Origin of the sequence: Stieleria neptunia, assembly GCF_007754155.1 — a bacterium.
GTDB lineage: Bacteria > Planctomycetota > Planctomycetia > Pirellulales > Pirellulaceae > Stieleria > Stieleria neptunia.
In genome coordinates this window covers 1,215,656-1,242,053 of record NZ_CP037423.1, presented here as the reverse complement: position 1 = coordinate 1,242,053, position 26,398 = coordinate 1,215,656, and the positions used below count along the sequence as shown (strand labels likewise).

Annotated in this window: 21 protein-coding genes; 1 reads left to right on the top strand and 20 read right to left on the bottom strand. The window is 54.8% G+C overall.

From position 1 onward, the window contains the following. Nucleotides 1-1,137: 1,137 nt before the first annotated feature. The 16 genes from Enr13x_RS04375 to Enr13x_RS04300 form a co-directional block, all read right to left on the bottom strand. The gene (locus tag Enr13x_RS04375) at nucleotides 1,138-2,349 is read right to left on the bottom strand and encodes a hypothetical protein (RefSeq protein WP_145384889.1); all 1,212 of its coding nucleotides are present in this window, start codon (nucleotides 2,347-2,349) and stop codon (nucleotides 1,138-1,140) included. A 102-nt stretch (nucleotides 2,350-2,451) separates the two neighbouring features. Then, nucleotides 2,452-2,949, bottom strand: coding sequence for a hypothetical protein (locus Enr13x_RS04370; RefSeq protein WP_145384888.1), 498 nt, complete (start codon nucleotides 2,947-2,949; stop codon nucleotides 2,452-2,454). Nucleotides 2,950-3,066: 117 nt separating this feature from the next. After that, a complete protein-coding gene (locus tag Enr13x_RS04365) occupies nucleotides 3,067-3,618 on the bottom strand; it encodes a hypothetical protein (protein ID WP_145384886.1) in 552 nt (183 codons plus the stop codon). Between the two features lie 114 nt (nucleotides 3,619-3,732). Further along, nucleotides 3,733-4,122, bottom strand: coding sequence for a hypothetical protein (locus Enr13x_RS04360; RefSeq protein WP_145384884.1), 390 nt, complete (start codon nucleotides 4,120-4,122; stop codon nucleotides 3,733-3,735). Nucleotides 4,123-4,224: 102 nt separating this feature from the next. Then, on the bottom strand, nucleotides 4,225-4,794 hold the full coding sequence (locus tag Enr13x_RS04355; RefSeq protein WP_145384883.1) for a hypothetical protein: 570 nt from the start codon (nucleotides 4,792-4,794) through the stop codon (nucleotides 4,225-4,227). A 1,655-nt stretch (nucleotides 4,795-6,449) separates the two neighbouring features. Next, the gene (locus Enr13x_RS04350) at nucleotides 6,450-6,836 is read right to left on the bottom strand and encodes a hypothetical protein (RefSeq protein ID WP_145384881.1); all 387 of its coding nucleotides are present in this window, start codon (nucleotides 6,834-6,836) and stop codon (nucleotides 6,450-6,452) included. Between the two features lie 2,463 nt (nucleotides 6,837-9,299). Next, nucleotides 9,300-9,632 carry a hypothetical protein gene (locus Enr13x_RS04345; RefSeq protein ID WP_145384879.1) on the bottom strand — a complete coding sequence of 111 codons (333 nt, stop codon included), beginning with the start codon at nucleotides 9,630-9,632 and terminating at the stop codon, nucleotides 9,300-9,302. Between the two features lie 292 nt (nucleotides 9,633-9,924). Further along, the gene (locus tag Enr13x_RS04340; protein WP_145384878.1) at nucleotides 9,925-10,587 is read right to left on the bottom strand and encodes a hypothetical protein; all 663 of its coding nucleotides are present in this window, start codon (nucleotides 10,585-10,587) and stop codon (nucleotides 9,925-9,927) included. A gap of 50 nt (nucleotides 10,588-10,637) precedes the next feature. After that, on the bottom strand, nucleotides 10,638-11,189 hold the full coding sequence (locus tag Enr13x_RS04335; RefSeq protein WP_231744084.1) for a hypothetical protein: 552 nt from the start codon (nucleotides 11,187-11,189) through the stop codon (nucleotides 10,638-10,640). Nucleotides 11,190-11,442: 253 nt separating this feature from the next. Continuing rightward, the gene (locus tag Enr13x_RS04330) at nucleotides 11,443-12,951 is read right to left on the bottom strand and encodes an IS91 family transposase (protein ID WP_197455773.1); all 1,509 of its coding nucleotides are present in this window, start codon (nucleotides 12,949-12,951) and stop codon (nucleotides 11,443-11,445) included. Then, the gene (locus Enr13x_RS04325; protein WP_231744083.1) at nucleotides 12,870-13,790 is read right to left on the bottom strand and encodes a tyrosine-type recombinase/integrase; all 921 of its coding nucleotides are present in this window, start codon (nucleotides 13,788-13,790) and stop codon (nucleotides 12,870-12,872) included. Before Enr13x_RS04325 ends, Enr13x_RS04330 begins: the two co-directional genes overlap by 82 nt. 435 nt (nucleotides 13,791-14,225) lie before the next feature. Next, nucleotides 14,226-15,812 (bottom strand): hypothetical protein, encoded by a 1,587-nt coding sequence (locus Enr13x_RS04320; protein WP_145384871.1) that lies wholly within the window; start codon nucleotides 15,810-15,812, stop codon nucleotides 14,226-14,228. A 48-nt stretch (nucleotides 15,813-15,860) separates the two neighbouring features. Continuing rightward, the gene (locus Enr13x_RS04315; protein ID WP_145384869.1) at nucleotides 15,861-16,499 is read right to left on the bottom strand and encodes a hypothetical protein; all 639 of its coding nucleotides are present in this window, start codon (nucleotides 16,497-16,499) and stop codon (nucleotides 15,861-15,863) included. A 701-nt stretch (nucleotides 16,500-17,200) separates the two neighbouring features. Then, on the bottom strand, nucleotides 17,201-17,539 hold the full coding sequence (locus Enr13x_RS04310) for a hypothetical protein (protein ID WP_145384867.1): 339 nt from the start codon (nucleotides 17,537-17,539) through the stop codon (nucleotides 17,201-17,203). Between the two features lie 62 nt (nucleotides 17,540-17,601). Further along, nucleotides 17,602-18,219, bottom strand: coding sequence for a four helix bundle protein (locus Enr13x_RS04305; RefSeq protein ID WP_231744082.1), 618 nt, complete (start codon nucleotides 18,217-18,219; stop codon nucleotides 17,602-17,604). Between the two features lie 976 nt (nucleotides 18,220-19,195). Continuing rightward, nucleotides 19,196-19,729 carry a hypothetical protein gene (locus Enr13x_RS04300; RefSeq protein ID WP_145384865.1) on the bottom strand — a complete coding sequence of 178 codons (534 nt, stop codon included), beginning with the start codon at nucleotides 19,727-19,729 and terminating at the stop codon, nucleotides 19,196-19,198. A 161-nt stretch (nucleotides 19,730-19,890) separates the two neighbouring features. Here Enr13x_RS04300 and Enr13x_RS04295 point away from each other — a divergent pair, with 161 nt between their 5' ends. Further along, a complete protein-coding gene (locus Enr13x_RS04295; protein WP_145384864.1) occupies nucleotides 19,891-21,351 on the top strand; it encodes a hypothetical protein in 1,461 nt (486 codons plus the stop codon). Nucleotides 21,352-21,802: 451 nt separating this feature from the next. On the opposite strand, the gene Enr13x_RS04290 is transcribed toward Enr13x_RS04295, so the two are convergent. The 4 genes from Enr13x_RS04290 to Enr13x_RS04275 all read right to left on the bottom strand — a co-directional run bounded on the left by Enr13x_RS04290 (nucleotide 21,803) and on the right by Enr13x_RS04275 (nucleotide 26,178). Beyond that, nucleotides 21,803-22,285, bottom strand: coding sequence for an SMI1/KNR4 family protein (locus Enr13x_RS04290; RefSeq protein WP_145384862.1), 483 nt, complete (start codon nucleotides 22,283-22,285; stop codon nucleotides 21,803-21,805). A gap of 121 nt (nucleotides 22,286-22,406) precedes the next feature. Then, complete coding sequence (locus Enr13x_RS04285; protein ID WP_261344197.1) at nucleotides 22,407-23,819, bottom strand: IS91 family transposase; 1,413 nt, start codon at nucleotides 23,817-23,819, stop codon at nucleotides 22,407-22,409. Nucleotides 23,820-23,833: 14 nt separating this feature from the next. Continuing rightward, nucleotides 23,834-24,754 carry a tyrosine-type recombinase/integrase gene (locus tag Enr13x_RS38780; RefSeq protein WP_231743777.1) on the bottom strand — a complete coding sequence of 307 codons (921 nt, stop codon included), beginning with the start codon at nucleotides 24,752-24,754 and terminating at the stop codon, nucleotides 23,834-23,836. Between the two features lie 839 nt (nucleotides 24,755-25,593). Continuing rightward, a complete protein-coding gene (locus Enr13x_RS04275; RefSeq protein ID WP_145384857.1) occupies nucleotides 25,594-26,178 on the bottom strand; it encodes a hypothetical protein in 585 nt (194 codons plus the stop codon). Between the last annotated feature and the right edge of the window lie 220 nt (nucleotides 26,179-26,398).

Sequence of the window (26,398 nt, the reverse complement as noted above, 5' to 3'; positions counted from 1 at the left end):
CATCCAGCCTAAAAGAATTGCGGCCACGAATGTTAGGAGCAACAAATACCGGACGGAGAACTGCATGTGAATCTTTTGTCGTAGGTGACACGAAATCGAAACCGACAATGGCGATTCCAAGAAAACAATCACTTTCTGTGTCGATGAACGTCCGCCGTCACCTGGCACGAGCGGAAAAACTTGAACTCAAAACAGACTCGATCGAGTGCCCAGGTGCACGGCATTGTTCCTCGGATCTCGTCTGGTGCTCGGCGGCAGCGTTGAATGCGACCGATGCAAGAGGATACCGCGGCGAGACTGACGAAGCAAATTGTTGTCTGCGAAACGAGCGGCACGAACTTGGCGGAACCACACAGCGGTGGATAGCCACGAAAAACACGAGAAGACACGAAAAGAGAACAGCATGGTGGCACGTGGAGAGTTTGACGGGCGATCCATCGGGACCGCACGCAGGTCCGTCGCGGCTCGGACCAAGTCTCCGATTTGCGTCAGCCAAGGGGCCGTGACGATCCAAAGCAATCAGACGCAACGTGCGGCATCGATCAATCGGCCGAAACCGTCCGACGCCGAAAGCTCAACGCTGTGTGCACGCGACGGAAAAGTGCGACGCTCAGACAACCGGCCCAATAAATCCGGCAAGTCAGTCCGACGCCTGGAATTGCCTCGCTGCTGACGAGGAACGGCACGGATCACGCGGTCGGCGCGAGCGATCATCCACTTCAATGAAACCCGACTCGCCGACTCGTCGTGCATCCGATTGTTATCGCATGTCTAACCGAAGCACACGACTTCGTTCATACGCTACGCGCAACTATAGCCAAGAAACGAGCACATGGTCGGTGCCGCAAGAAAGTCGGGGATATTGCAACGAGTAGAGGCCACGCAAAATCCGGTTGGATATAGTCATCAATCAGCTGCTCCCTTCACGTTTCGCGTTCTCACGTTGCAATCTGATCCCTCTCAACAAAACGCCTCCACCCAACGGGATGCCAAGAAGACTTCCGAACACGTATGCCGAGTTTGACGGTTCGGGCACTAGATTATTCATCAGTAGTAGAAGGTAAGTAAGTGGGCCGACAATCCAGATTGCTCCCCAAATTAGGGATGGGGTCGCCGACGGTTGCTTCCCTGGAGCGTTCATAGGTTCTGGTGCATTGTTGGAAATTGACGAGTAGCAGTGTATGCGGTGAGAATGTAACTGGTAAGCAGTACCAACGTTTGTCGCAACTGTGGGCCACCTTTGCGATAACGGTAGAAATCACGGGGAACGGCGGTTGATTTTCCATTGTCAATTGACGACGCCCGGTCCTTCGGTGCATCGGATGGTTCGCCCTTGTTGGAAGTAGTCCAGCGGCTTTCTTTGGGGCGATAGGTGGGGTCTGGAAATGCATCTCGAAACACCCGAAACGCAATCCCTATCGTATCGTCAAACATTGTCTTTCCGAAACCGTCAAAGTCATTCGTGTGCCAGCTCCAAGGGTCGTCGTTCATGATCACGTTGCCTTTCCGGTCCAAAATCCCGGACCATTCAACGCCAGGATAATAGTTCGACCATTTGTTCGGTCTACCGCGAACCGACCCAATCCGCAGCCGACTGTCCGTGTCAACATTAGCAAACTGGTCACCCAAAAATAGCCACGGATTATCAACGGCGTACGTCAGCGTCGCCAAGAATTCTTGCGTTTCGGCGTATGTCAGGTCGTTCCATTCCTCATTGATCCAGTCTGTACCGCCGGGCCAACCATGACCGATCCTGTATCGACGCTTCAATTTGCATGCCTGAGGAGAGGCGTGTAATTCGATCTCTTCTACAACAATTCCACCGTAATCCCCCGAGCGGAACTTGAGCTTCGTTGACCATGAATCCGGCAACAGCAATGGATAGCTGGGGCAGGGCAAATTCTTGGCTCCGGGAATTTTCTTCCACGCGTCGGGATACCGTTTGCCTTCTTTTCGATACTCCTCCGCGTAGCGCTTCCCGTATACATCCCACCATTGTTTCCACTTAGCAATCGCCGACCGATGCTCCCCTTCGACATCAGAGTCCGCGTACAGAAGTTGGTCAAACTTACATCGCGAGATCGTGCGAAGTTGACTGACGATTATCACGCGGTCGCCAGCAACTCCGGGCTTGCCTTTGAATCGCGGATCAATTGCAAGTTTGAGCAGTTCAGGAAACCGCTCCAAGGTGGGGAGCGTTTTGACGTATTTGTAGTTGGAGTCGATTTCGTACGAGTAACGCATCCACTTCGTATACGACCCGGACTCGCCCCAGGAGTCAGTTTCTTGCGAGCGAGCAACGCCAACAATATAGGAGAAAACGGCAATCGCGAGCAGGATGGTTTTCATTCGATTGGGCGAACGGCAGACGTCACCGAGCCGGGACGATTGACGTTCAGTTGGTGAAATCGTGCAAGCCCGGCTTCGTGTGCACGTCATTGTTCTGCCTCATCATCGTGACAATCGGGCCACGATCGAAGTAGGCTGGTCTGTTCCTGTCGCGATCGAAATGATCAGCTTTTCCTTTTCTTTTTCAGCATCGAAACGGCCATAACTTAACTCGCTATTTACCTTCCATCCAGCGTCAACCAATGCACTTCGATAAAACTCGATAACTCGTTCATGGGCATCGCCTGTCTCCCAGAGCATTACAAAAACTCGTTTAGCCGAGTGCCCCTGTTTTGGCACGGCGCCATCGTAGACCGGGATATCGCTAGGAATCGTTGCTTCGGCTGCAGTCGACTCGTCCCACTTGGTAACGCCCGGAATGGGTGCCAGTGGGTCGTAAGCTTTTGCGTTCGCCGGTGCTATTGGATTAGGTTCATTGTCGGAATTTGATGTCTCTGCAGACGAAGGAGAATCAACTCGCGATGAAGACTCGTTGCATCCAATAAAGGCAATCGCAAAAATAGCTGGAATCGTGAGTAGTCTGAGACGAGGTATATACACAGGCTTTTCGCTTAGTTGGCAGAACGGTTGCCGTCACCGAGCGGCGACGATGGATTCTCAACTTCAACAACGACGACTTCGCCGCTTCGGTTCACGGCATGGTTATCGCAATTGCATTCAGTCGACGGTATTGCCGACAAAGCACCATTCTACGGGATCGTCCTCATCGGTGTTGGCGTAAAGCGGAAAGCAAATGCACTCGCCTCGCCCAAGCCACTCATTCGCGATACCCGCGTATTCGTGTGCTTTGGATGACAGCAGTTTTCCAGAGCCAAATTTGGCGATGACTCCGACCGGCGCAAGTGGCTTTGCCGCTGACCAACCCGCGCCGTCGTTGCCCGCTATTCCCTCTACATCCAAAATGTTGCCTATACCTTGTCCCGTGTCAGCGTGTAGTCGGCGAACCAAGTGTAGACGCCCACGGAAATCAGTTGGAATCGGTTCGGATGCAATGAGCTTTGCCCGTTCAAGTTCCGCTTTGTAGTGGTCATGCAACCCATATTCGTCACCCTCTGGTGTGTCGTCAAAGGCCCGTTGGCTGGATGCAAGGTTTGATGCGACCATTTCCGGAAGGTCGTATCCATCAAGTTCAGTCGCTTGTAGCGATTCAAGTGCGACGTTTGGGTCGCTCGTGTATGCGGATGTGTGAAAGAAAAGTTGAGCGCCCATTGCGTTCTCGGTCTCGATGGCTGGATGCGATAACGTTCGTGATCAGCGAGGACGGGCGAACGACTTGCAAGCAGACGAGAAAACGAACCACCCGTCCTTCGTTGCATCACATGGTTATCGCAAATTTTCGTCAACATCGCCATCGGCGTCTTGCGAGGCATGAAAACGGTCCTCTGAAATGTGCCAAATCATTGTACCCAGGAAATAGCCGAGTACGGGGCCACCACCAACGATCAAGACAATGTAAGGAAACGCAAGGCGAAAAAGGTGGCCGTCGATTTGCGGGCGTTCGATCAAATAGATTGCGTAGCAAATCGCAGCTGATATCAGCGGGAACGCGATGAGACTAATGATTGTCCACTCAGCGACGAACCGGCGCTTGCCACGTTGCCGTTGGTGAGACCACTGTTCGTGCTCTTTGTGCGAGTATGGAATCGGTGCTCGATACCGATGTGCGTCAGGTATGAACCATGGCACATCGGGATTGCGTTCTCCGTCAGGCATCACGCGGATTGCGAATCCTTTTCTATGCGATAACGTCGGCGGTAACCGAGTCGCCGCCAAGCAACTTTGATTTCAATAAAACGCGCTGTCGGCGACTTCGGTTCACCGCTTGGTTCGTCGGTATTCAGTGCTGCGACTTGATTCCGCAAAGTAGCGCGGCGTGAACTCCTGCTTTCCGCCGTCATGATACGCTACGTGGACAGTTGACTCACCTGCGAAAGTTCCCAGCGTTCCTGTGGAACTGCCAACTACGACGCCCTTGGAGTTCACCACGTCCGCTGCGAATGTCATGTTGCCGCCTTCTCCGCCGGAAAGAACTCTAATGTTGCCGAGATGATGAGCATCGGCAGCAATATGCTTCCACTGCGGATCGGTGATCGCTGCTGAAACTGCGGAATTGACATGCAATCGAATTGCCTCATCGTGTCCGTCTTGATGGCCGCGCATGTACGAAGCGAGGCACGCAGCAATCGCCACCACGACAAGGGCCAATGTTAGAACCGAGAATCTTGGGCTTTTGCGAGGTGCTGCGTTCATGTTCTGCATGCCGCCTTGTTGGTGATGTTGTTTGTGGATGGAAAGAGGTTCCAGACGACGAACGCCCGGGATCAGCGGGCGGCGGGAGCTGACAATGATCCCACCAGGAACTGCACCACCGCCGCTCCGTTGCATCCCTTGGTTCGTCGTCAGTTGTCAGCTAATTCTTGGGACGCATCGACACAAGAAGATCAACGATCTTGTCATGATTCTCGAGTCGTGTTGAAATCACGAGCGAAGCATTTTGCGGATATGGAGCCATTGTCGAATCGCCGCTACCCGGTTTCCAGTCCGATGGAGACACTGAGGCCTGAATCAGTCGCATCAGTACCGATGGATCATATTCCTTCTCGGACGTCCACACGGGAAGATCTCTAACCTTGTAAACCCTTGTCTGAGTTTGCTTTGCTTTCTCTACCACGCTATCGGAAGCAATTGAGTCCCGCTGAATCGCGAAAACCGTTAGCCCAAGTACTAGGATTACCGATGGCAGAACTGTGGGCAGTCTCATGATTCAATCCTTCGTTGGTGTGTGAGAAAGTGATTCCGCGGTCAGGGTATCGCATCACACATCTGGGGCCAATAGTGATCAGTCGACGAACGACCGCCGTCACCTGGCACGAGCGGAAAATCTTGAACTCAAAACAGACGCGATCGAGTGCTCAGGTGCACGGCGTTGTTCCTCGGATCTCGTCGATTGCTCGGCGGCAGCGTTGGCTGCGACCGATGCATGAGGATACCGCGGCGAGACTGACGAAGCAAATTTTTGTCCGCGAAATGAGCGGCGCGAACGTGGCGGAACCACACAGCGGTGGATCGCCACGAAAAACACGAGAAGGCACGAAAACAGAACGGGCATGGTGGCACGTGGAGAGGTTGACGGGCGATCCATCGGAACCGCAGCACAGGTCCGTCGCGGCTCGGACCAAGCCTCCGATTTGCGTCAGCCAAGGGGCCGTGACGATCCAAAGCAATCAGACGCAACGTGCGGCATCGACCAATCGGCCGAAACCGTCCGACGCCGAACGCTCGACGCGGTGTGCACGCGACAGAAAAGTGCGACGCTCCAACAATCGGTCCAGTAAATCCGTCAACTCAGACCGATGCCTGGAGTTGCCTCGCTGGTGACGAGGAACGTCCGCCGTCACCTGGCACGAGCGGAAACACTCGAACTCAAAACAGACTCGATCGAGTGCTCAGGTGCACGGCTTTGTTCCTCGACTCTGACTGTCTTCATGGTTGCTCGGGCACTCGCGTCAAACGCTGCCCGGCGGTCACAGGATAGCGTGATGAATTAGGCGAAGCAACTTTTTTGAGCGGCATTGAAATAGTCGAACGCGGAGGCTCGATGGGCGCGGGACTGAGCATTGCGATACAGCCCGAACCGAGATGTCGAAATGACCTTGCGGTGAACCACACGTCAGGTCCGTTGCGGCGGGTACCGACGTGCCGATTCGCTTCGTGGGGCAGCGCGACAAAAAGACATCCCGATCGTCATGCGGCATCGATCAATCGAGCGAAGAAGCCCGACGTCGGCAGTGCGACGATGTATCCGCCCACCGAGAGAGTGAGACGTTCAAACAATCTGCCCAGTAAATCCGTCATCACAGATTGACGTCTCGAGTCTCGGTTCTTACGAGGAACGTTCAGGATCACCGGGCGGCGAGATTCCGGCAACCATTTGGGATAGCTAACCATCGCCGCTCCGTGTGCATCCGTTGGTTATCCGTGATTGCTGATCGAAAACGGGTGTCGCCAATGCGGCTCGCACCTGGATAGGATTGCGACACTCAGGCATCATCGTCCCTTTGCCTAGATACCGCGTCAATGGAACCACCGAAGAAAACAAGCACCGCCAGAAAACCAATTAGTCCGTATACCCGTGCGGTACCCCAGTCGCCTGATTTTCCGTTCACGAACCATGCGAATGCAACGGCAGGAATAGCCAGGGCCGAAATAGCCACCGATACAGATACGCGGTTTCGCAACCAAAGCGAGGCCAACAGCCCGACGAGCAAGCCGATCGCACCAAGCCCGATGAGAGCGATCGCAAGTGCCGGCCAAAAATCAACCGGATTGCGAGGCGGAAAACGTAGCGCAAGCAAAAGACCGACGACCATCATCGCAGTGGGAGGAAGCGTGAGAGCAATCCGAGCGGCGCGTTTGCGAGTGTTCATGGGCAGCGACCAGCGAAACAACCAAGCAGGTCAGTCGGATAACGATACGGATCACGTGGTCGCCGCGAAAGACTTACCACTTCAAAAAACTCAACTCGGCGACTCACGTGCATCCGCTGGTTCGCCGCTCGTGTTTGGTTACGGATGGTCCACCACGGTTGCGTATCGCTCGATTAGTTTCCGTGCTCGAACTACAACGCCGCGTTCCGTCACGTCGCCCGTTCTTATCCATTGTCGATAGTGTACCAGTTCATGGGCAAGTGAGTGAAGAAACATCGAAAGCGCGTCATCGCGACCGTTCTCGGCAAGCAACTCCGGGTAGTCCCCCGTAGCAATGCGGATGTACGGTTCGACGCGAGGGTCAAAGGGTGCGAAAAAGGCGGCGGTTACAAGCTCGCCGTCGATCGTCTTGAGGCGCCGATGCGGAGAGAGGTAAACGGGTACACGAACCGGATATGTGTCGACTGTACGCAGCCATTTCGCGAAACGCAGGATTGCGGCGTGAACTTCAGGTTGACCACGCTGTCCACGTATTCGTAAGCCGCCAGTTCGTTGAGGCTTTGCCCACATTCGATTTTAGCCGGCGAACGTCCGCCGTCACCTGGCACGAGCGGAAACACTTGAATTCAAAACAGACGCGATCGAGTGCTCAGGTGCACGGCGTTGTTCCTCGGATCTCGTCGATTGCTCGGCGGCAACGTTGGCTGCGACCGATGCATGAGGATACCGCGGCGAAACAGACGACGCAAATTTTTGTCCGCGAAACGAGCGACGCGAACACGGTGGAACCACACCGCGGTGGATCGCCACGAAAAACACGAGAAGACACAAAAACAGAACGGGCATGGTGGAACGTGGAGAGTTTGACGGGCAATCCATCGGGACCGCAGCGTAGGTCCGTCGCGGCGCGGACCAAGTCTCCGATTTGCGTCAGCCAAGGGGCCGTGACGATCCAAAGCAATCAGACGCAACGTGTGGCATCGATCAATCGACCGAAACCGTCCGACGCCGAACGCTCAACGCGGAGTGCACGCGATGGAAAAGTGCGACACTCAGACAATCGGCCCAGTAAATCCGGCAAGTCAGTCCGACGCCTGGAACTGCCTCGCTGCTGACGAGGAACGGTACACATCACCGAGGACGCGCGAGAGACTCAGCCATTGCCAAACCGCCCAACTCGCGTCCTTCGGTGCATGTGGTGGTTCTGTCTTCTCGGGAGTCTGGGCAGGTCGAACGGCCACCAACCGTCGGAACACCATTCGTAGTATAGATCGTCCGGGTGGGACGGTGAAAGGTAGCCGAGGAACTGACGATCGATCAATTCTCCGTCGCACGAAACGGACTCGATTGAGCCATCGTATTCGCAATACCAGTAGTCGCGAAAAACACCAATACTATTCCAGTCATCGACGAGTAAGTCCCAAAAAGCGGCGGCGACGTGTTCGCGTTGCGCACGACAGGTATGACTGCAGAATGCAAGTGACGGTTCGCCATCGTATCCATAGTCGCCAACGCATCCGCGCCATGTGTCGGACAGTAGCATCAAGTCAATTTGATGTTGACCGTCGCCCGCATGTGTCACGGCGGCTATTGGGAAATTTAGGAGTGTCTGAAGGCAGTGCCCCGTTGGGTGATTGATTCCGAAAAGCGAAATCAGACGCGCTCGAACCCAAAGTGGGGTAAAGCCCTCATCGTCATCGATGAACAAGGAGGAGAGAAACGTCAGATCAGTGTGCTTGTGCAAGTAAAAGCGAGGTGTTGAAAACCGGAAGTGGCCGAGCACAGGGATAAACGTCACATTTGGTCGCACAACGGGACGGCCGATCACATCGGACAATCCAGGAACAGCACGCAATTGGTTGAGTCTCCAGTAATGACAGAACGTCCGCCGTCACCTGGCACGAGCGGAAAAACTTGATCTCAAAACAGACTCGATCGAGTGCTCAGGTGCACGGCTTTGTTCCTCGATTCTGACTGTCTTCGTATTGCTCGGGCACGTCGCGTGACGCGGGCCGGCGGACTCAGGATAGCGTGACGGATCAGCCGAGGCAAATTATCGGGCGGCATCGAATCGTTTCAATACGAAGGGCCAATGGACGCCGAACGCAGCGCTGAGCCACCGTCGGTACAGCGATGTCGAAGCGGCCCTGTTGCCGACCACACGTCAGGTCCGTTGCGGCGGGTACCAACGCTGCCAATTCCCATCAGGCGACGTGGCGACCCAAAGCAAGGTGGAACGTCATGCGGCATCGATCAAGCGAGCGAAACCATCCGTCGCCCGCAGTTCAACGATGCATGCACCCACCGAAAGAGCGACACGTTCGGGCAATCTGTCCAGTAAATCCGTCAATACAAATCGACGTCTGGAGTCGTCTCGGTCTTTACGAGGAACGTTGGACATCACGGGGAACGGACGAACGATCTTCCACTGGTAGGACCATGCAAGCCGTTCTCCCGTGCATGTCATTGTTCTGCCTTCTTAGTGTACCGAAAAGTGGCGATGTACGATTCGATCATGTCCGGCAAATCGTCGTACGAATCAAAGATCGAGTACCGAATCTCGAACCAGATCCCCTCGCGTTGAAAGCACAGTGTATAGGACATTGCCGGTGGATCATCCATGAAGCTGCCGTCTCGCGTTGTGATGTGCTCGTGCGCAGGTTGCCCCTGAAACTCGGAGTGCCGAAACCCTTCAATGTCGACGCGATCTTCGGGTAGTTGCGTGACAGACAGCGAAACTCCGTATCGTCGTGTGACGCGGGTCGACCGTGGCGAAATTGCGATAGTAGGCGGCATGTACGGATCAGACGCCAAAATAAGCTTGGATTTCCAGTTGTTGGGATTGATGATTGAAAACCCGTTCGGGTGAACAATTCGATTCGACTCGCGTGGAGGCTCCGACGGAATGTCACGACCGTCATCTTGTGCGAGCAACCACGCAGCGGCGATAAATGCGAGAATAAAAAGGCTGGCGATGGCAATGCGGCGCACATCAATTCCGTGGCAGAACGTTGGCGATATGCGGGCGGCGACGAACATCCCGAACACAGTTTAACGACGACTTCGCCGCTCCGTCATCATCGCATGGTTATCGCTTTACATCGGGATACCATAGTACATGCTGACCAGAATTAAGCCATTTGCCATTGAATCCACATGGCCAATAGCCAAGGCGAATGTATCCGAACAACAAGTCGTAGTAAGTTTCTGTCTTCCCGTGGAAAGCGCGCGAGTACGCAGTGTAAAGCAAGGTTGCCGCAATGTCTTCGCCGATGTCGGTAACGATGTCTTCATCTAGCGCGGGCGCGGTGGACAAGATTCGGTCGGAAATACTTCGCCAAGTATCACATGCCTCAAAGATCGCGCCCCTCACCTCTCGGTTTTCTCGGGCCCATTCGTGGTATTCGGTCGTCCAAACTTCCTGAGCAATCATATTGCTTAGAATGTCGCGCCAAAGCCAACCAGCGGTTTCGTCTGGGTGAGATAGGCCCATCAGTCGAATACCAGCGGCGTCCAATGGAATGAGTGGCTCAAAGTCCTGGCTAAAGCTCCGTTCCGTTGCTGATTCGACATCGGCAGTAAACACAACGTTTTCGATCGCCGCGTTGGGCGACGTCGCAGGTCTGAAACCCGATTGCGCCATCTCGAGAACGGGCATGACGAGATAAGGATTAGGGCCTTCGTACTTCATCAGTGCGAAAATCTTCGATGCGATAACGTTACCGATCAGCCGGCGGCGACGGATGATCATCCACTTGAAAACGCCCGACTTCGCCGCTCGGTTGCATCGGATGGTTCTGCTCAATTCTCGGTGACGTCCCCAAACTCGAACAGGTGAGAAGCAAGTGCCAAGTGGCTTGCGTAGCCAGACGGAGTACGCCAGTCCAATCCACGCTCAGCAAAGCGAGCAAAATCACGACGGTAATTTGAAGCGAGATCAGGACGCCGGTCAAGGAAATTCTTTGCAGCCATACGAGCAGTTCCAGCGTTCGAGAAACACATCAGGAAATCTATGACCTTGTCGATAGTGAATGACGGAACGTCCGTAATAACGACGCGTTCGATCATGGTATTGAGGTTCTCGAATTGAGCGAAGTAGGGCAACGCAATGTTGGCGATCGAGTGATTCACATTAGCGATTACAGCGTTGCGAGCATCGTTGTCCGCCAAGTTCCAATCGTTGAACACAGTTTCTTCAGTGAGATTCCCCAGTTGACCGCCGGCGACGTAGTCAGCGCCGTGCAGAAGTGGGTAGTCCGCCCGCCAACGTTTGAGGCGTTTTGAGAAGACGGTGCCTGAAATCCAAAGCTTGACCAGCTCGCCAGCTGTGTTTCGGAAGCTCGAACTGAACAATATTTGGAAGGTAAAGTCACCAAGCTTCTTAGTAGCGTGCGGTCCGCTTTTGGCATATCGAAATCCGCAAGTCGAAAGTTCGGACGCTATGGAGTCACAAGCAGCGGTGAAAACCTGTCGAGGCGATTCCATTTGTGTTGAGTGTCAATCTGTGGCAGAACGAAATGCGATCTATCCGGGCACGGGACGTGCAGGGATAGATCGTGCGTTGAAGTTTGTCGGCTCGACTTGGCCGGGTTCAGGTAGACCGCTATTAGAATAGCTGCAGTTGCCGCGTGCCAGCTTTGGCGTTTGATTCGGGTGCGGTTTCTGGGGCCGTCTGCTCCCTTGCACTTTCAATGCCACTTTTCAGATACCACGCGTACCATTGCGAAAAGCCCTCACCCATGGCCCCGTCCCAAAAGCGAATGTCGTCTTTTTCTTGACTCTCGCGGTACCAACGTGGGCTATCTTTCGAGTTCCGCCGGAAGATCTCGCTCCACGGTCGCTTCTCATACTCGTGCGTTAGACGAAGCGATTCGCTGCCACAGTGCTCACAGCACAACTTCGATTCGGGCTCGGCCTCGACCGAGTCGACTTCACCAGAGAGGAAGTCGAGAATCCCTGCCTGCGAACCGCCGGCGTTGGTGAGTGACGCTCGGCACTTCGCGAGATATTCTTCAGCTTTCGTATTCGACCAGCCTCCAAACTGACGCGTTTTGGTCAACTCTTTTGGCAGAATGTGCAGGCACCAGCGTCGGATGAACTCCGATGTCGAGAGCGTGAACGGAACTTGAATCGATTCACCACCGGTGGTGCGGCCTTCGCGGGCCCAAAACGTGACCTCGTGGTCGTCCGCGGCGATGATGCGGTAGTCACTGATCGGCCCGCCGGTCAGATAACGCGTTAAGTAACGAACCACGTGCTCGCCGCGACTGGTCGCGGTCGGAGGTGGCTCGATGTAGCTGACCCATTCCTTTGATTCCAGCTGTCCGACCAGCTCCTCCCAGGCTTCGTCACCTTGCAGGTACGCCAGCGAGCCGTCGAGTTTCAATTTGTCGTTCTTACGAAGACGTTGGAGGTGAGCCACCGCGATCTTCCGAAACGATCTTCGAAGCTTGATCGCATCGACGAGGTACTGGCGGTCATCTTCATAGCCGTCGACTTGCGGCGCCCTGGCTTTAATCCAACCTCCATCGCTTAAACTCGGCCCCGCCCCAGGAACCAATGCGTGAACATGCCAATGAGCGTCCAGCTTCTGGTTCCAGGTGTGAAGTACCATCAAGGCGGCCAGTTCGTATTGCTGTTCGGTTTCGACCGTCTTCTTGAGAGCTTTCCAAGCCGAGTGGAACAGCAACTCGGCGATCTCTTCGCGGTTCGCCAACGCCATCGTCGAGATCACGTCCGGCAACGTGAAGACGACTTGGTAGTAGTTCACACCGTCGAGGATCAGTTTCGAAGCTCTATCGGAGAAGTTCTGGCGTTTTCCGCCACTACATTGCGGACAGTGCCGATCGCCGCAGGAGTTGTGTCGTTTCGTCAGGCGATCACAATCATCACACTGATACCAACGACCACCAAGTGCAGACGTACGACACAGAGTCGTTTTGGCCAAGACACTTTGGACCGTCATCGTCGCTGCACCGTCGCGGTGCTCGTTGACGTAACGTTCGGCACCGCGACGAAGGAGTTGATGGACGGTTAGCTTTTCTTGCCTGAATCGTCCTGTTCGCCGTTCTCCTGCGGCGGCGTGTACGTCGGCAACTGCTTCACCGGCAGCCAATCGAGCGGGCTCGGGACACTGTGCAGGTGCTCCCGACGGCAATGTAGATAAACCATCGTCGTGATGAAGCTCGCGTGGCCGAGCAGCTTGCTGATCGTCAACAAGTCCACCCCGGCTTCGAGAAGTCCCGTCGCGTAGGAGTGCCTCAGGACATGCGGATAAATCCTGCGTTTGATTCCCGCTTTCACTCCGGCGTCCTTCATCGCTTTGCGAATCGTGGTGTCGGCGTAGGGCTTCCCCGGTTTCTTGCCTGGAAACAGGAAGTCGGTCGGCTTGTACTTGCGCCAGTAGATCCTGAGCTCTTTCAAGAGTCTCGGTGAGAGTGGCACCAACCGTTCCTTGTTGCCCTTGCCGTTGGCGACTCGGATCATCATCCGTTTGGAGTCGATGTCGTGGATCCTCAAGTTGGCTGCTTCGGAGAACCGCAGCCCTCCGGAGTAGAGCGTCATCAGAAAGGTTCGGTGTTTCAGATTGGCCGTGCATTGAATCAGCTGGTCGACTTCTTGTCGGCCGAGCACGGTAGGCAGCTTCTTGGGCCGTTTGCCGAAGGGAACCATCGTGACCGGCCAGGGCATGGGCTGGGTGTAGCGATAGTAAAACCGTAAAGCACAAACGGCCTGGTTGAACGAGCCGTAGGCAAGCTTTCGTTCTCGGATCAGATGGAGCTGGAAGGTTCTAACGTCTTCGACGGTTGCCTGGTCGAGCGGTTTTTCGATAAAGTCGGCAAACTTTCGCACGTGATAGGTGTAGGCGTCGATGGTTGCTTCGGCCATGTTGCGGATCAACATGTCTTCGGCAAGTCGCTTGGTGAGTTTGCAGGTTCGTTTTTTGTGTGACATCACGGTTGCTTGTCCTTGTTGTGAAACAGAGTTCAAAAGAAGTTCGCGCCGCAGCGTGCGGGGAACACAACAAGGGTGCGTCAACGAGCAAAAAGCGCAAGTTAAAACGCCAGGCAAAGCACCAAGTAAGAGACAGTAAGAACGCCCAGCACGCACAACTGGCTAACCGCAAAAGCGCCTACAGGCGCGCCGAAAGACAGACACGTTGGGACCCTCACACACTCAACGCACTGACAAGAGAAAACGGTCACGCCAATGAAGTCGCTGCCGATTAAGTTCAACGACCGCGATATGCGGGCGGCGGCGGATGACTGACCACTTCAAAAACCATAGCTCCGCCGCTCCGTCATCATCGCTTGGTTATCGGTCTGTTTCGCTACGCATCCAAGCAATCTCGGCTGGGTGCATTCCCATTTTGTTGACGCAAAAATCACGTTAATCGTCGGCCGAAATGAGTTGTTGGTCAGTGGCTTCAACTTTGCAGCTCATTGGACGAGGCTCCCAGTGCCAACTGTCGCTTGCCTGGGTGCGACGGAATTCGGCCAGCTCGCCGATTGATTCATCCCAACGATCAGGAATCAGATGAGCGCGAACTTGAAGCATCTGCTCCGCGTTTTCGCTTTTCCAAAACATTGCATTGCTCTTCAGACGCAAATTGATCACGCGGCGAATGCTGCTTTCGATCGCCCCGCTACCACAAGGGATTCCGCTGCGACGATAGGCAGGGTAACTCAACCGACCCGCTTCACCATGTCGGCAAAGGTAATGGATTTCTGTTTCCAGTTCTGTGGCCGATTTTCCGACGCGTTCTAGGCCGGCGAGCTCATCAACCACTCGCCGCCATTGACCGTTTCGCAGCAGCGTTCGGTACTGACGATAAAGCCCCTGGCGGACGTCTGCGTCGAGCCCAAGCGAAGCAATCGCTTTGGAAACGTGATGCACCGCATGGCAGCAGTCCAAGACCTGATGCGTGACGACGCTCGTTAGTCCCGCATATTGAATGATGCGATCAATACGATCCCAAATCCAGGGGGCGCCATCGGCGACGAACGTCACGCTATGTGCCTCCGCGGCTCCGAGCCGATGCAGATGCATCGCAACCAATTCGGCGATCGCGTCGGGCCCAGTCAGGGTGCCGTCGATCGTCGCTTCATGCTCCTTCACCATCCGCCCCTGCTCGTCGTGAACAAAAATCGTCATCAGTTTAGGCTCCCGCCAGTCCGCTTCAAACGAGCGTGCAGGTTTCTTTGCCGAGCGCCCGGGCGAGTCAGCTTGCCCCTGAGCGACATCATCGCTTGACGCATTGGAAGTCGATGCAGTTAGCATTTTGCCGCGTATTTTCATTCTTCCGCCATCAATTTGCACCGACACTCGTTTCCCGGCCAATTCACCGGTGCTCGCCAACTTGCCCTGCCGAAACAGTTTGAGCCGATGCCGTCGTAGTCGCAATAAGCCGTCGCCAGATTGATAGGCGATCCGTTTGACCGCCTTGATATCAAGTGTGATACCATCGCGAACCAGTTCTCGGTGAGCCACTTCGATCGAAGGACACAATGCCACTTGGCGTGCCACGCGACTCTCCAGCGCGGGCGAGACGCCTTTGCCGAACCCGAATTGAGCAAGCGAAACATGCAAGCCGACGCGGGGCGAATCGTCTCGACCAAGCAACTTTTTCTTAGGGGCACAGTAGAGCGCTGTGGCCCAGAACAGCATGCCGCCGAGCAAACGAACGGCGACCCTAGTCTCGCGCCCTTTCTGAAGCGGTCTTGAGAAGTTGACCCGACTCGATTGGCATGCCTTTTCAAAACCTTTTTCGATCATGGTCGCGGAGATCAGCCCGGCGACGACCATGTCCGCACCGCGGGCAAAGGCATCATGGATGGTTCTTTCCAGCGTTGCGAGTTGCTCGGGATGATCTGAGATCCGTTGTTTCCAGAGCGTAACTTTGGGAACCAACTGAGCGTAAAAGAGCGCGAGCATTTCTTCGGCCGACTCAATCCGTTCACCATTCTCTTGCCCCATGTCTAGTCCTTGCATTGTCGTCGGCATCCTTGCTAGGCGAGTGGAAAATCATCCTTGAATCGCCCAAGATACCGTCAGCACCGGACCCAGGAACAGCAGCCGAGCCCCCGACGGGTTGCTAGCAAAAGCGTCAACTAAATGGGAATGCACCCTCTCGGCTTCTAGTTCAGGACCTCTGTCATAATTGCCTTCTGGTCGTTTGGCATTCTGATTGAGCCAATGTTCCATTGAAGTTATGTACTCTTTGCACGCAGCGGAATCGAGATATCGTGATGCAGACTCGCGGTCAATTCGAGCCAGCATGCGAAATGCTATTGAGCGACACGTTGCAATTTCGTGATCACCTTTGAGTAAACCACCCAAAAGAATGTCGACGAGCCGTTCCTGTACCACGTGTGGTGGAACCCCAATTTCGCCAAGGACCCAAATTGCTGTCGCTCGGAGTTCGTTGTCCGCGTTTTTTGATAAGTCGAGTGTCCAGTCAATGATTTGCTTGTGCATTGCTTCGGACGAGTCGTAACCATACGCATTCAATACAGCTCCAACGGAACGCATCCCAGACAAGATGAATCCGTAGTCGGCAGGCGTTGGATCACGTAGAGCGAGAACGTCGCCACACATTTCGAAGAGCGTTGGCACATGCGCCATGCCATCGGCTCCCATGTGACGAAGATGTGCAGCGGCCAAGATGTTCCGCTTCGGTGAACTACCTGAGAACGCTCGAACAATCCAGTCATGCTCCATATTCTTTCCGATAACGTCCGCCGTCACCTGGCACGAGCGGAAACACTTGAATTCAAAACAGACGCGATCGAGTGCTCAGGTGCACGGCGTTGTTCCTCGGATCTCGTCGATTATCGGCGGCAGCGTTGAATGCGACCGATGCAAGAGGATACCGCGGCGAAACAGACGACGCAAATTTTTGTCCGCGAAATGAGCGGCGCGAACGTGGCGGAACCACACCGCGGTGGATAGCCACGAAAAACACGAGAAGACACAAAAACAGAACGGGCATGGTGGCACGTGGAGAGTTTGACGGGCGATCCTTCGGGCCCGCAGCACAGGTCCGTCGTGGCGCGGACCAAGTCTCCGATTTGCGTCAGCCAAGGGGCCGTGACGATCCAAAGCAATCGGCCAAAACGTGCGGCAACGATCAATCGACCGAAACCGTCCGACGCCGAAAGCTCAACGCGGTGTGCGCGCGACAGAAAAGTGCGACGCTCCAACAATCGGCCCAGTAAATCCGGCAAGTCAGTCCGACGCATGGAACTGCCTCGCTGCTTACGAGGAACGGCACGCGTCACCCGGTACGCGCGAAAGATTTTCCATTTCAAAACCGCCCAGCTCGCGTACTCGGGTGCACGCGATGGTTCCCCGCTCTTGCAGGCTCAGAGCGACGGACGAAGTGCTAGGATCAGTCGTTTGATTTCCGTGAATGTATCAACTGGCATCCAGACTCCAAAGTCCCAGGTGACATCGTCTTGTCCGACCACGATGGCCATAACTTTGCCGTCGCAACGGGACCAGTGCGTGGGTGCGTTGAAACAAGTCCCGGCCGTGACGGCATGGTCATCCGGCGCGACGGGCAATTCCTCACGATTGAGACGATCAACGTCATCAGCGGATAGCAGAACGTTGATTTCGTAGTTGTCTCCTTGGATTTTCACGCCGACAACGCTTTGGTTTCCAGCGAGTACGAGTTCAGCGACAACATCTGGACGTTTCACAAAGTTACAGCGTCGGTGCGAAGTTCAAGAGTGGGATCATCCCAGTCGGGGAACGTCTGCCGTCACCTGGGACGGACGAGTGATTTTCCACTTGTGAAACCGCGCAAGCCGTCCTCAGGTGCACGGCTTGGTTCTGGTTTCCTGCCTTGATCGTACTCGTACTCGTACTCGTACTCAGCATCGCGGTACTCGTACTCGGTCCCTGCATTGTACTCCACCGGCGATTCGGCCACGGCATCGGATCTCGCGATCAACCGAGTCAGCATCGAAACGATCCGATGAAGCGAACGTTTCAGTTCGTGGTGGCGTTCAACATCCAGTCCATCGGTTGCGGCAAGCACGTCTTGAATTGCGACACATTCCAGCGCCGAGCCACGAGCGATGTCAAGAAATCGACTACGATCTTTGAGGCTTCGCTTCCCGTTGCCCTCGGCGATGTTCAGCGGCATGGATTGAGCGGCGCGAAGCCATTGATCACGAGCGTGGCGATGACAGCCGCTCAAATCTCTCGCGGCGGCGAATGACGAAGCAACGTATTCGATAGAGAGACGGTAAACGTCTAGTCGATCGTGGTCGAAGACGGGTTCGGTCGTTGGTGCCCCGAGTCGAGTAGGAGTACGAGTACCGGGCGGCGCCCTGAGTACGAGTACGATTTTCAATGCCAGAACGGCGGCCGTCACCTGGCACGAGCGGAAACACTTCAACTCAAAACACACTCGATCGAGTGCTCAGGTGCACGGCATTGTTCCTCGGATCTCGTCTGGTGCTCGGCGGCAGCGTTGAATGCGACCGATGCAAGAGGATACCGCGGCGAGACTGACGAAGCAAATTGTTGTCTGCGAAACGAGCGGCACGAACTTGGCGGAACCACACAGCGGTGGATAGCCACGAAAAACACGAGAAGACACGAAAAGAGAACAGCATGGTGGCACGTGGAGAGTTTGACGGGCGATCCATCGGGACCGCACGCAGGTCCGTCGCGGCTCGGACCAAGTCTCCGATTTGCGTCAGCCAAGGGGCCGTGACGATCCAAAGCAATCAGACGCAACGTGCGGCATCGATCAATCGGCCGAAACCGTCCGACGCCGAACGCTCGACGCGGTGTGCACGCGCCTGAAAAGTGCGACGCTCAGACAACCGGCCCAATAAATCCGGCAAGTCAGTCCGACGCCTGGAATTGCCTCGCTGCTGACGAGGAACGGCACGGATCACGCGGTCGGCGCGAGCGATCATCCACTTCAATGAAACCCGACTCGCCGACTCGTCGTGCATCCGATTGTTATCGCATGTCTAACCGAAGCACACGACTTCGTTCATACGCTACGCGCAACTATAGCCAAGAAACGAGCACATGGTCGGTGCCGCAAGAAAGTCGGGGATATTGCAACGAGTAGAGGCCACGCAAAATCCGGTTGGATATAGTCATTAATCAGCTGCTCCCTTCACGTTTCGCGTTCTCACGTTGCAATCTGATCCCTCTCAACAAAACGCCTCCACCCAACGGGATGCCAAGAAGACTTCCGAACACGTATGCCGAGTTTGACGGTTCGGGCACTAGATTATTCATCAGTAGTAGAAGGTAAGTAAGTGGGCCGACAATCCAGATTGCTCCCCAAATTAGGGATAGGGTCGCCGACGGTTGTTTCCCTGGAGCGTTCATAGGTTCTGGTGCATTGTTGGAAATTGACGAGTAGCAGTGTATGCGGTGAGAATGTAACTGGTAAGCAGTACCAACGTTTGTCGCAACTGTGGGCCACCTTTGCGATAACGGTAGAAATCACGGGGAACGGCGGTTGATTTTCCATTGTCAATTGACGACGCCCGGTCCTTCGGTGCATCGGATGGTTCGCCCTTGTTGGAAGTAGTCCAGCGGCTTTCTTTGGGGCGATAGGTGGGGTCTGGAAATGCATCTCGAAACACCCGAAACGCAATCCCTATCGTATCGTCAAACATTGTCTTTCCGAAACCGTCAAAGTCATTCGTGTGCCAGCTCCAAGGGTCGTCGTTCATGATCACGTTGCCTTTCCGGTCCAAAATCCCGGACCATTCAACGCCAGGAAAATAGTTCGACCATTTGTTCGGTCTACCGCGAACCGACCCAATCCGCAGCCGACTGTCCGTGTCAACATTAGCAAACTGGTCACCCAAAAATAGCCACGGATTATCAACGGCGTACGTCAGCGTCGCCAAGAATTCTTGCGTTTCGGCGTATGTCAGGTCGTTCCATTCCTCATTGATCGGGTGCGATCCGCGTAATGCGCCCCAGAATCAGTCCGATTGGTATTTATGAAAAGAGGCTTCCCCCTGCAAAATGTTGGTTACCAAGCTAACACCGCAGGAAAGGAAGCCTCATGGATGTCAAAGTTAACGCTGGAAACCTTGTTTCGGCAATCGCAGATTCTGAAATTCAGCCGGCTGTGGACGAAATCGTCGACGAGTTTCGGAAACAAGTTTTCTCGCTGGTCCAATCGTTTGTTGCTGACCAACCGACGGCCGAACAGACTCATGGCCTCGAAAATCGACTTCATCAGCAACTCCTTGAGGCTGGCCGACGGTTGATCGAGTGGCTCTTTTCGCAACTCGAACCCGCGATTGAAGAGATGCCCGACACCGTTTCGTTTCGCGATCAGTCTCATCGGCGTTTGCCTGACAAAACGCTTCGGTCAGATATCGTGACACGGTTCGGCAAGATCTCGCTCGAGCGAGCGAGGTATCGACGCGGGCGAGCCGGCAAAGTGATCTTCCCGATGGAGATCCTGTTGGGAATTGAAAATGGGTTTACTCCGGCCGCCGCTGACCGGGTCGGCAAACAATTCGCGGCCTGCGGAAGTTCGCAGGGGCGGACGCTGGAAATGATCACCGATCAAATGGGAACCAAGATCGGTACGGAGAAGCTTCGCAAAGTCGTCGGCACGATCGCTGACGGCATGGAACCGCATCGTGAGAAAGCTCAAGTTGAGGAACTGATGAAACTGATTGGCAAGGCTCGTGACAAGAAACAAACGCCGGTATTGTCGGTCAGTCGTGACGGCGTCGCACTGGGTCTTGCGCCATGGAGCTTTTTTGAGATGGCCAGTGTCGCGTGCGTGAGCGTGTTGGCCGCCGGCAAGAAACTCGGCACGGTGTACTTGGGCTGCGTTCCCGAGACCAATCAGGCCACTCTTTCGAATCAACTTACCAATCTGCTCAAAGCAACCATTCGTGGCTGCGGCGATCGCGTCCCTGAGATTGTGTACGTCAGCGACGCGGGCAAGATCGAAACGGCTTACTGGAAAAACACGTTGCGGGCATTCTTCGTCGATGGGCGGCGGATCAGGATTGCTCGTGTGGTCGACTACTACCATGCCGCTGAACGTCTGACTGTGATCGCCGACGCATTGAAGTTTGGCGGGGACTCTGCAAAACGGGCCAAGTGGATTGAACATGCGAGGTGGTTGCTCCTACAGCCCGGTGGCCACGGACGCATGCTGCGCAGTATCGCGAAGATGCGTCAGCTCTATCGCTACACGGCATCAGCAACAGAGGAGGCGGAAAAGGCCGAACGGTACCTTCGTCGTTATCATCGTTTCATGGACTACGCGTCCATGAAATCACGAGGTTGCCCAATTGGCAGCGGCGTGGTGGAATCAGCTTGCAAGCAGATCGTCAGTGAACGGATGAAACTGTCGGGGATGCGTTGGAGCAAGGAAGGCGGTCAGCGAACGATGACGCTACGCTGCATCTTGCTGAGCGGAATCTGGGACACCGTGTATAAGAAATGGCTTACGGGAAAACCGACCGTCAGGGACCTTATCAAAACCGAAGACGCGTGATTGGCGAATCGAGCCGCGCATCACGCGGATCGCACCCTCCCACTCGATACGCTGCCTGGGCGTACGCGGATGCTATTTCGCTGCTGAAACGGTCAGGGATAGGGATACTTAGATGCTGGTCAAAGAATTGACCGTAGACTCGCATTGGACCACGCAGCATTCCTTCGACCAAGCGAGCAAAGTCAGTCTCGCGTTCATTAATCCAACAGATCTGCCATATGATTTGGGAAAAGAAACGATCGGCTGTTCGACCCTCGCAGCCGTACTGGTTAGGCCGGTGAAGGGAGTCGCGAAGTTGAGCAATTGTGATTTCACGAAATTCTTCAAGAGTTCGCATTCGCTGAGCTCCATCGGCTAACGTTAGCGATCACACGGTCGCCGCGAGTGATCATCCACTTCAACAACCACGACTCGGCGACTCGTCGTGCATCGCATGGTTATCCGATATCTACTAATCAAAAAAGTCAGAGAGCGTCCCGTCGAAGGCCTCAAAGAACTCAGCAGGATCTTGATCAGGCTCGTAACTGTACGCCTCATGCGAAAATTCATGAAGTCCTGACACCAATTCACCATCGGTTGCGTAGATAAAGCCCATCGAATTCCCATTCAGCCAATCGATGCAGGGAAGATAGCGTTTGGCAAACTCCGGATGCGTGCCGGAAAAAACGCTTCGGTTGTTCTGTACGAAATCAGGCAACAAAGAGGATGGAACCAGGAACCATGGCGACAGCAAGCTGCCAGCTCCCATTTCGAGTCCATAGCCATCGACGCTCGCATACAGCTCTGCAAGTTCATCGGGAAATACGAGCCCGATACTGTCCTGAATATCACGAAGCTGTTCGAGGCTCGCTGGATCGCCGAATTTCGGGTCGTAGCCTGAATCTCCCTGCATTCTCGAATGATGCCGTTCGAGTAGGTCTCGCCAGTTTGTCATTCTATAAATCTGAGTCGGGTTCGGATAACGAAATGCGATCTATCCGGGCACGGGACGTGCAGGGATAGATCGTGCGTTGAAGTTTGTCGGCTCGACTTGGCCGGGTTCGGGTAGACCGCTATTAGAATAGCTGCAGTTGCCGCGTGCCAGCTCTGGCGTTTGATTCGGGTGCGGTTTCGGGGGCCGTCCGCTCCCTTGCACTTTCAATGCCACTTTTCAGATACCACGCGTACCATTCCGAAAAGCCCTCACCCATTGCCCCGTCCCAAAAGCGAATGTCATCTTTTTCTTGACTCTCGCGGTACCAAAGTGGGCTATCTTTCGAGTCCCGCCGGAAGATTTCGCTCCACGGTCGCTTCTCATACTCGTGCGTCAGACGAAGCGATTCGCTGCCACAGTGCTCACAGCACAACGTCGATTCGGGCTCGGCCTCGACCGAGTCGACTTCATCAGAGAGCAAGTCGAGAGTCCCCGCCTGCGATCGGTCGGCATCGGTGAGTGACGCTCGGCACTTCGCGAGATATTCTTCAGCTTTTGTATTCGACCAGCCTCCAAACTGACGTGTTTTGGTCAACTCTTTTGGCAGAATGTGCAGGCACCAGCGACGGATGAACTCCGATGTCGAGAGAGTGAACGGAACTTGAAGCGATTCACCACCGGTGGTGCGGCCTTCGCGGGCCCAAAATGTGACCTCGTGGTCGTCCGCGGCGATGATGCGGTAGTCACTGATCGGCCCACCGGTCAGATAACGCGTTAAGTAACGAACCACGTGCTCGCCGCGACTGCTTTCGGTCGGAGGGGGTTCGATGTAGCTGACCCATTCCTTTGATTCGAGCTGATCGATCATCTCCTCCCAGGCTTCGTCACCTTGCAGATACGCCAGCGAGCCGTCGAGTTTCAATTTGTCGTTCTTACGAAGACGCTGTAGGTGAGCCACCGCGATCTTCCGAAACGATCTTCGAAGATTGATCGCATCGACGAGGTACTGGCGGTCATCTTCATAGCCGTCGACTTGCGGCGCCCTGGCTTTAATCCAACCTCCATCGCTTAAACTGGGCCCCGCCCCCGGAACCAATGCGTGAACATGCCAATGAGCATCCAGCTTCTGGTTCCAGGTGTGAAGCACCATCAGCGCAGCGAGCTCATATTGCTGTTCTGTTTCAACCGTCTTTTTGAGAGACTTCCAAGCAGAGTGGAACAGCAACTCCGCGATCTCTTGACGATTCGCCAGTGCCATCGTCGAGACCACCTCCGGCAACGTGAAGACGACTTGGTAGTAGTTCACACCGTCGAGGATCAGTTTCGAAGCTCTATCGGAGAAGTTCTGGCGTTTTCCGCCACTACATTGCGGACAGTGCCGATCGCCACAGGAGTTGTGTCGTTTCGTCAGGCGATCACAATCATCACACTGATACCAACGACCACCGAGTGCCGAAGTACGGCAGAGGCTGGTCTTGGCCAACACGCTTTGGACCGTCATGCTGGCTCCCCCGTCGCGGTGCTCGTTGACGTAACGTTCAGCACCGCGACGAATGAGTTGATGGACGGTTAGCTTTTCTTGCCTGAATCGTCCTGTTCGCCGTTCTCCGTCGGCGGCGTGTAAGTCGGAAGTTGCTTGACCGGCAACCAGTCCAGTGGACTCGGGGCACTGTGCAGGTGCTCCCGGCGGCAATGCAGATAGACCATCGTCGTGATGAAGCTCGCGTGACCAAGGAGCTTGCTGATCGTCAACAGGTCCACGCCAGCTTCCAGCAGTCCCGTCGCGTAGGAGTGTCTCAGGACATGAGGATAAATCCTGCGTTTGATCCCCGCCTTCTCCCCTGCATCCTTCATCGCTTTGCGAATCGTGGTGTCGGCGTAGGGTTTTCCCGGAATCTTTCCCGGGAACAACAAGTCGGTCGGCTTGTACTTGAGCCAGTAGATCCTGAGCTCTTTCAAGAGCCTCGGTGAGAGAGGGATCAAGCGTTCCTTTTTGCCCTTCCCATTGGCGACTCGAATCATCATCCGTTTGGAGTCGATGTCGTGGATCCTCAAGTTGGCCGCTTCGGCGAACCGCAGCCCTCCGGAGTAGAGCGTCATCAGAAAGGTTCGGTGTTTCAGATTGGCCGTGCATTGAATCAGCTGGTCGACTTCTTGTCGGCCGAGCACGGTAGGCAGCTTCTTGGGCCGTTTGCCGAAGGGAACCATCGTGACCGGCCAGGGCATGGGCTGGGTGTAGCGATAGTAAAACCGTAAAGCACAAACGGCCTGGTTGAACGATCCGTATGCAAGCTTTCGTTCTCGGATCAGATGGAGCTGGAAGGTTCTAACGTCTTCGACGGTTGCCTGGTCGAGCGGTTTTTGGATAAAGTCGGCAAACTTTCGCACGTGATAGGTGTAGGCGTCGATGGTGGCTTCGGCCATGTTGCGGATCATCATGTCTTCGGCGAGCCGCTTGGTGAGTTTGCAGGTTCGTTTTTTGTGTGACATCACGGTTGCTTGTCCTTGTTGTGAAACAGAGTTCAAAAGAAGTTCGCGCCGCAGCGTGCGGGGAACACAACAAGGGTGCGTCAACGAGCAAAAAGCGCAAGTTAAAACGCCAGGCAAGGCTTAAAGAAAGAGACAGAAAGAACGCCTAGCGCGCACAACTGGCTAACCGCAAAAGCGCCTACAGGCGCGCCGAAAGACAGACACGTTGTGACCCTCACACACTCACCGCACTGACAAGAGAAAACGGTCACGCCAATGAAGTCGCTGCCGATTAAGTTCAACGTCCGCCGTCACCTGGCACGAGCGGAAAAACTTGATCTCAAAACAGACTCGATCGAGTGCTCAGGTGCACGGCTTTGTTCCTCGATTCTGACTGTCTTCGTATTGCTCGGGCACGTCGCGTGACGCGGGCCGGCGGACTCAGGATAGCGTGACGGATCAGCCGAGGCAAATTATCGGGCGGCATCGAATCGTTTCAATACGAAGGGCCAATGGACGCCGAGCGCAGCGCTGAGCCACCGTCGGTACAGCGATGTCGAAGCGGCCCTGTTGCCGACCACACGTCAGGTCCGTTGCGGCGGGTACTACCGCTGCCAATTCTCATCAGGCGACGTCGCGACCCAAAGCGAGATGGAACGTCATGCGGCATCGATCAAGCGAGCGAAACCATCCGTCGCCCGAAGTTCAACGATGCATGCGCCCACCGAAAGAGCGAGACGTTCAGACAATCCGAACAGTAAATCCGTCAACACAAATCGATGTCTGGAGTTGCCTCGCTACTTACGAGGAACGATTCGAATCACGCGGCGACGGCGAACGACGTGAACACAGCAGCAAACTCAACTCCGTCGCTCGCGTGCATTCGCTGGTTCTGCCAATTGCTTCAACATTAATTCGATTGATTTGGCGTCATCGATACGGAGGAATCCGAGTTCTTGCATTTGCTTGTCGCCGTCGGAATCTCTCCAAGAATTACGAAATATGATAACGTCTCCCGTCCCATCTTTGTGTTCGCGGCGAAAGGTGTCGTTCAGTTTTTCAGGAGTGTACGATCGAATCGTGTAGGACATCCCTCCGTCGATTGTGATTGCTCGGCGATCAGTAATCAGGTAAACGGTCCTGAGCGAGTTGCGGTAGGCCCAGAGCGGTGAAGACAGCATTCCAATTCCAATCAGGAAGAACGGAATGCCAAAGAGCGGAAACAAGTCTTCTCCATTGTTGAACTGCGGGATCTTGAATCCGGCGGCTCCAGCCATCCAAAAAACAGAAAACGCAGTCCAAGGAATCGCGAAAAGAAACATTCCAAGAGCGGGGCCGCTGAAGTATTTAGGCTTCGGCATCTCGCTCCATACCACGCGTTCGTCGCAATCAAGTTCGCGTTGGACAATCTCTTGAAGTTTCAGTGGTATCGAGGCATCAAGCATCGCTTCTTAGCAGAACTTGTTTATTACCCGGTCTCGCGGGCCGGGGGTCTTATCTGCCGTCTTATCCCCGGGTCGATAAGAATTTGGCGGTCTTATCCCTGGCTCGGCGATAAGTATTCTTCGAATTATCCGGTTTCCTGAGAAAAACACACCCCCCCCTGGTGATGACCACGCCCCTCCGCAGCGAGAGGCTGATCTACAGCGGGCTTCGACTCCAGTT